The organism is Acetobacter cerevisiae, from assembly GCF_001580535.1.
GTDB lineage: Bacteria > Pseudomonadota > Alphaproteobacteria > Acetobacterales > Acetobacteraceae > Acetobacter > Acetobacter cerevisiae.
In genome coordinates, this window is record NZ_LHZA01000125.1 from 21,117 (window position 1) to 27,852 (window position 6,736).

Consider the following 6,736-nt stretch of genomic DNA (forward strand, 5'->3'; position numbering starts at 1 on the left):
CATGGACACCAAAAATCTTATCCTGCGGACCAAATTTATGGACCGCATGTGCCACTGGACCATGGTGGCCTGCTTCTTTCTGGTCGCCATGTCTGGCCTGTCATGGTTTTTCCCCAGCCTGAGCTGGATGAACGGCGTGCTGGGCACGCCGCAGCTGGCACGGATGCTGCATCCGTTCCTCGGCACGGTGGTGTTCGTGCTGCTCATCTGCATGTTTTTCCGCTTTGTGCACCACAACATGCCGGTCAGAACGGATGTGACGTGGTTTCGGAACATTGTGGATGTTCTGATGAACAAGCACACGAAACCGCTGAAAATTGGCAAATATAACGCCGGGCAGAAAATCCTGTTCTGGTGCATCATGATGCTGATCAGCGCTCTGTTTGCCACGGGTGTTGTGGCATGGAGGCCTTACTTTGCCGGGTATTTCCCTATTCCGGCCATTCGTCTGGCGCTGCTGGCGCATTCTCTGGCTGGCCTTGGTCTGATCCTGCTGGTGATTGGCCATATCTATATGGGCATCTGGGTGCGTGGGTCTGTGACGGGCATGCTGACGGGTTACGTCTCCCGCGCATGGGCCAAACAGCATCATGACCGGTGGTATGATGAAGAGGTTGCACCCTCCAAGGATACTCCGGCAAAGCATCATTCATGATTAAAGACCACTCAGACATTCCTTCACTCGATAAGCGGATTCCCGGCGTTCCCGCTATCGAGCCCGTTATTTTCCCCAGGCTTGAGGCGCTCTACGCGCGCCGCTCGGCGCGGCTGGAAGAGCTGGCCTTCCAGCTGGTGAAAGAGGCGGCTCAGAATGAGCCGTCTTCTGCCGAGGCTGAGGAAATAAACGCCGGGTATTTCAGCTTTCTGTCTGGCCTTGTGGCCGCGCAGGGGCGTCTGCTGGCGAAAACCCCGCTGAGCCTCGCGGAGGCCGAGCCCATTCGGGTTCTGCTGCGCGGCAAAACTACCTCTCCGGATATCCCCACGCAGGAGATGCTGGAGAAACGCCTGTACTGGCAGAAAGCCTTCTCAACTCTCGTGGATGATGCCGGCGCTCAGCTCCCGGCGGAAACGCAGGATGCGCTGAAAGTTCTGGCTGCAGAAAAGCCGGACGTTCTGGCCACGCAGGCCTATTCGCTGCTGTCCGGGCAGTATGATCAGGTTGATGCCGGGGCGGCTGTCTTTTTGTGGGCCGCGCTCTCTGCTTTCTGGGCGCAGGCCATTGCCTTGCTGGCAGACGAGGACAAGGCGCTGAAACAGCGTCGGTCAGAAGGTGGCGCATGCCCCTGTTGCGGTGCGCCGCCCTCAGGTGCGCTGGTTCTGACGGGGGATCGGGAAGGGCTGCGGTATCTTCAGTGCAGCCTGTGTGAAACGCGCTGGCACAAAGTGCGGGCCACATGCAGCGTGTGTGACGCGACGGACCCTATTGATTACTGGTCCTTTGAGAACACAAATGCTCCCATACAGGCGGAAACCTGCGGAGATTGTAAGAGTTACGTGAAACTCTTCCGGCTGGATCGTGATCCCGCGCTGGAAGTGCTCGCGGATGATCTGGCAACGGTCGTGCTGGATGCAGCACTAGAAGATCAGGGCTTTATCCGGGCGGCGCTGAACCCGTTCGCCCTTCCGGCCTAGAGGACGGCCGCCGCAGGGCGGCGTTCCGGAGTTGGGTGTTTCAGGACAGGATTTTTCCGACAATGCGGAACAGTTTTACGAGCATGGTGGCGTGTGACACCGCATTGCGGCTGATTGCCGAGTGCGCGAAAAGCACTCCCCTGCAAAGTATGCGCGTTCCGCTGGCTGAGGCTGCCGGGCATATTGCTGCGGAAGATGTGCGCGCCGTTACAGCCCGGCCTGAAGCCGATATTTCCGCCATGGATGGCTATGCGTTTGATCATGCCGCCATGCAGGCCGCTCAGGCAGGTCTGCCTGTTGCCGGGCAAACCGCTGCGGGCGATATACCCTTGCCCCTGCCGACGGGTCAGGCTCTCGGCATTCTGACCGGCGCGCGTATTCCGCAAGGTGCGGATTGCGTGATGGCTAAGGAACGCATGCGCCTGACCGAGACGGGCTGCGTAATGCCCGCCAAGGTGCTTGCTGATAAAGGCGCCAATATTAGGCGGGCAGGGGAGGAATTCTCCAAAGGCGAAATTCTGCTGACACGTGGCACCCGTCTGGACTGGCGGCATATCGCTCTTCTGGCATGTCAGGGGATCGCAGATGTCACTGTCGTCCGTCCTGTGCGCGTTGCCGTGGTCTCAAACGGGGCCGAACTGGCTGCGGATGCATCCGACGCCCGTGCAGATTCTAACTCTCCCATGCTGGCCGCCTTGCTGCGTGAGACCGGAGCAGAGGTGACGTTGCATTCTGTTCCCTCGGATAACGAGCAAAAGCTCAGCGAGACGCTGGCGCAGGTTTGGGCTGACGCCGATGTGCTGGTCACCACCGGGGGGATTTCGGTCGGGCAGACGGATAATGTGCTGGATGCGCTCAGCAGCCTTGGCGCGCAGACGGTGTTCCGGGGGGTAACAATCCGCCCCGGCAAACCGCTGACCGTTATGACGCAGGGCACCCGTAAAGCCTTTTGCCTGCCGGGCAATCCGGGGGCGTCTGCCATCTGTGCGATGGTTTTTCTTATGCCTTACCTGCGGGTTGTGATGGGGGTATCGGCGTCTGCGCCCATGGTTCCGGCTGTGGCAGATTTTGCGTTTACACCCGTTGCAGGCACAACGCATTTTATTCCGGTATCCTGTCAGCCTGAACCTCAAGGCTGGCGTTTGTCCGCCCTGCCCACTGTGGGAGCGTCCGATATTATCGTGTTCTCCCGCGCTTCGGCCTTGTTGCGGGTTGATCCTGATACGCCGGTAGAGCCCGGACAAACCCGCTGGGTTCTGCCGCTTCAGCCTAACGGGATATGAACAGTCCGTTCCAGAATAAACGCGGCCAGCGCTTCCGTATCGTTTAGGTCGAGCGCTGCAAGCGGTGTGGGGACGGCCTCAGGTGTATCAGTCGCCACTGCGATAATATTGCTTTGCACCCCGAAGAGAGGGGCCTTGCCCACACTGGGGCGATAGACCTCAAGGCAGGCAGGGACTGTGGCGTGGAACCCTTCAATCAGGATCAGATCAACCGGCGCCATGCGGGCCAGCAGGTCCGGCAGCGTAAAAGGCGCGTCAGGTTGCGTATGCTGCAAAACCCAGCGGTCCGGCGTGGCCAGCATCACTTCCGACGTCCCAGCTTCCCGATGTACGAAGGAATCCTTGCCGGGTTTGTCGATATCAATAGTGTGGTGCGTGTGTTTGATGGTGGAAACCTTCAATCCCCGAGCCCGGAGGGCGGGCAGGAGACGGGCCAGAAGGTGTGTTTTCCCTGACCCACTCCGGCCCGTGATGCCAAAAATGGCCTGATGTCGGATCGTTTTTCTCATGGCCATGTCTCCAGTCTTGCCTGCCTCGCTTTATCATACGTATCAGGGCAGGGAAGAGGGAGCGTGTCACGCATGGCAAGTCTGACAGATTGCGGGAGCGTGCAGCGGTTCCCTGTCTGCCAGAAGCTGTATAGTGCGATGTATGGACGAGCAGACAAAAACCACTCCCATCGACCCACGCACCATGATCCGCGTCCGGGGGGCGCGCGAACATAACCTGAAAAATGTCGATGTCGCCTTACCGCGAGACCAGCTTGTGGTGTTCACCGGGGTATCCGGATCAGGCAAGTCTTCCCTCGCTTTCGGCACGATTTATGCGGAAGCGCAGCGGCGCTATCTGGAATCTGTCTCGCCCTATGCGCGGCGGTTGTTTAACCAGATGCCGGTTCCGGCAGTGGATGCCATTGATGGTCTGCCTCCCGCAGTCGCTTTGCAGCAGCAACGTGGCGGAAGCAGTGGGCGCTCGTCTGTCGGGAGTCTCACCACGCTCTCCAACCTTCTGCGCATGCTCTATTCTCGCGCAGGGACCTATCCGCCGGGTCTGTCCCGGCTGGAGGCAGAATCTTTCTCGCCTAATACGCCGATGGGGGCCTGCCCCCGCTGTCACGGTATGGGCCGCATTTATGATGTGACCGAGCAAACGCTTGTGCCGGATGATAGCCTGACCATTCGCCAGCGGGCCGTGGCGGCATGGCCCACGGCATGGCAGGGGCAGAACCTGCGGGATATCCTCATTACGCGTGGCGTGGATGTTGATACGCCCTGGCGTGACCTGCCGAAGAAAACGCGAGACTGGATCCTCTATACTGAGGAAACCCCGACGGAGCCGGTTTATCCCGGCCTGACGCATGAGGAAGTGCTGGCCGCCATCAAGCGGGGTGACCCACCGGGCTATAACGGCACCTTCACCGGCGCGCGTCAGTATGTGCTGCAAACTTTTACAAAGTCTCAGAGTGCCAAGATGCGGGCGCGGGCGGCGTCCTTCATGGTCAGCGCGCCGTGTCCTGTGTGCCATGGGCAACGGCTCAACCCGGATGCGCTGAAGGTGACGTTTGACGGGCGCAATATTGCAGACCTGTCCGAGCTTCCTCTCAAACATATTCAGAACGCATTACGCTTGGCTCTGGCTGGGCTGACACAGAAAGATGCCACAACCCTCGCGGCCCAAGGCATTGTCGAGGCACTGATTGAGCGCATTGACGTGCTGCTTGATCTTGGTCTGGGTTATCTGCAACTCAGTCGGCCGGTTCAGACGCTCTCCCCGGGTGAGTATCAGCGGTTACGGCTGGGCACGCAGATCCGCTCGAACCTGTTCGGAGTGGTGTATGTGCTGGATGAGCCCAGCTCAGGCTTGCACCCGGCGGATACGCAGGCTCTCCTGCGCGCCCTTGATGGCCTGCTTGATGCGGGCAATTCCCTGCTGGTGGTCGAGCATAACCCGGATGTTATCCGTCGGGCTCAATGGCTGGTGGATGTCGGGCCAGACGCCGGTGAGCGTGGTGGTCGCGTTCTGTATAGCGGGCCACCTGAGGGTTTGAAGGCAGTTAAAGAGTCCCGCACGCGGCCCTATCTGTTTAACCCGCCAGCGCATCGGGACACGCCGCCGCGCAAGCCTGCGAGCTGGCTGGAACTGTCCGGTATTTGCTGGAATAACCTGAGCGACGTCAGCCTTTCTCTGCCGCTGGGCGTGCTGGTTTCTGTTACGGGGGTGTCTGGCTCTGGTAAATCCAGCCTTGTGGGGCAGGCGCTGGTCTCTGTGGTTGGGAAGGCTCTGGGCCAGTCGATTGAGACGGAAACGGCGACGGAAGAAGGGGATGATGCGTCTCTTCTCGATAGTGAGCCCGGTCAGCCTGTCGGCAAGGTGGTTTCCGGCCTGAGCAATATCAAACGGCTGGTTGTGATCGACCAGAAGCCTATTGGCCGCACACCCCGTTCCAATCTGGCGACTTATACCGGGCTGTTCGACCTGATCCGTCAGGCTTTTGCTGCGACGCCGGAAGCGCGGAAGAGGCGGTTTGATGCCGGCTGGTTCTCGTTCAACGTCGCCAAGGGCCGCTGCCCTAAATGTGAGGGCGTGGGCTCCGTAATGGTGGAGCTGCTCTTCCTGCCGAGTGTATATGCGCCATGCCCGGAATGTCATGGCACGCGCTACAAGCCGGAAGTGCTGGAGGTTACCTTGCGCGGCAAGACCATTGCTGACGTGCTGAGGATGAGTGTGGACGAGGCGCATGATTTTTTTGCGCCGGAACCCAATATTGCACACGGGTTTGACACGTTGCAGCAAGGCGGTCTGGGCTATCTGAGGCTTGGTCAGCCCGCAACAGAGCTTTCTGGCGGGGAGGCGCAGCGTATCAAGCTGGCTACAGAACTGCAGAAACGTCGGTCAGGCCATGTGTTGTATGTGCTGGATGAACCCACGACCGGTCTGCACCCCTCAGATGTCGATCGTCTGATGCGCCAGTTGCAGACACTGGTGAACCAGAACAACAGCGTCGTGCTGGCGGAACACGATATGCGTGTGGCCGCAGCAAGTGACTGGGTGATTGATCTGGGGCCGGGCGCTGGTGAGGATGGGGGCCATATTGTCGCTGCGGGCACTCCGAAGGATGTCGCGGTGCAGCCTCAAAGCAAAACAGCTCCCTTCCTGGCACGTTATATATAGGAGGCGGCTTAAGCCTCTTCGCTGGTCGGCTGGGCGGAAAGCAGGATCTTTTCCGCCAAAGGCATCAGCGTGTCACGGGTGAGGGGAGCTAACTGCTCATCTGGAGCCTTTGCCGGGTCAATCCAGAGGGCTTCCGCAATTTCTGCCTGCGCGGTGACGGGCGTAGATAAAATCATCCGGAACACCTCAGCCTGAATAAGGTGACCGGGTTCATTTGCTGCTTCCGCAGTGAATGTTCCCAGAAAATCGCTCTCGTTCAGAGAGACCGTAATCCCCAGTTCTTCATTCAGTTCTCTGGCAAGCGCCTGAACTGCTGTTTCCTGCGCATCAATCTTGCCGCCAGCCTGCATGAAGAAGCGAGAGCCTTTCTTTCGGACCAGAAGCGTCTGGCTCTTGTCATTAAAGATAAGGGCGGTCGCAATATGGATAATCGGCGGGCGGCTGACTGACGGCATAATGAAGTCCACTCTTAGAGACAGGAAAAGACCGACATATCAGCAACCCCCAGCCTATCACCAGCGTTGAAAGGGGGAGGGGAGGCCTGTCGGGTCTCCTGTGCTGCTGACTTTCTCAGGCGCAAGAGTGCGTTTTCGATGGATGGAGCGAAGGCCGAGAAGATAATTCTGCGGCTATCCCGTTGAAAACTGGCG

General features: G+C 59.1%; 6 protein-coding genes. 4 read left to right on the forward strand and 2 right to left on the reverse strand.

The features are described 5' to 3' along the window. Position 1: 1 nt before the first annotated feature. From AD928_RS04330 to AD928_RS04340, 3 genes are all read left to right on the forward strand, one after another. Positions 2-655, forward strand: a complete 654-nt coding sequence (locus tag AD928_RS04330; RefSeq protein ID WP_062144080.1) for a formate dehydrogenase subunit gamma — start codon at positions 2-4, stop codon at positions 653-655. Further along, positions 652-1,632, forward strand: a complete 981-nt coding sequence (fdhE, locus tag AD928_RS04335) for a formate dehydrogenase accessory protein FdhE (RefSeq protein ID WP_233419937.1) — start codon at positions 652-654, stop codon at positions 1,630-1,632. Before AD928_RS04330 ends, fdhE begins: the two co-directional genes overlap by 4 nt. Positions 1,633-1,694: 62 nt before the next feature. Further along, a complete protein-coding gene (locus AD928_RS04340; RefSeq protein ID WP_062248561.1) occupies positions 1,695-2,915 on the forward strand; it encodes a molybdopterin molybdotransferase MoeA in 1,221 nt (406 codons plus the stop codon). Here AD928_RS04340 and mobB read toward each other — a convergent pair. Then, a complete protein-coding gene (gene mobB, locus AD928_RS04345; protein WP_062248577.1) occupies positions 2,897-3,424 on the reverse strand; it encodes a molybdopterin-guanine dinucleotide biosynthesis protein B in 528 nt (175 codons plus the stop codon). The genes AD928_RS04340 and mobB overlap by 19 nt on opposite strands. Positions 3,425-3,566: 142 nt before the next feature. On the opposite strand from mobB, the gene AD928_RS04350 reads away from it, so the two are divergent. Further along, complete coding sequence (locus AD928_RS04350; RefSeq protein WP_062248563.1) at positions 3,567-6,086, forward strand: excinuclease ABC subunit UvrA; 2,520 nt, start codon at positions 3,567-3,569, stop codon at positions 6,084-6,086. Between the two features lie 8 nt (positions 6,087-6,094). Here the strand turns inward: AD928_RS04350 and AD928_RS04355 are convergent, their stop codons facing one another. Next, entirely contained in the window at positions 6,095-6,541 is a 447-nt protein-coding gene (locus tag AD928_RS04355; protein ID WP_062248566.1) for an NUDIX hydrolase, read from the reverse strand. Between the last annotated feature and the right edge of the window lie 195 nt (positions 6,542-6,736).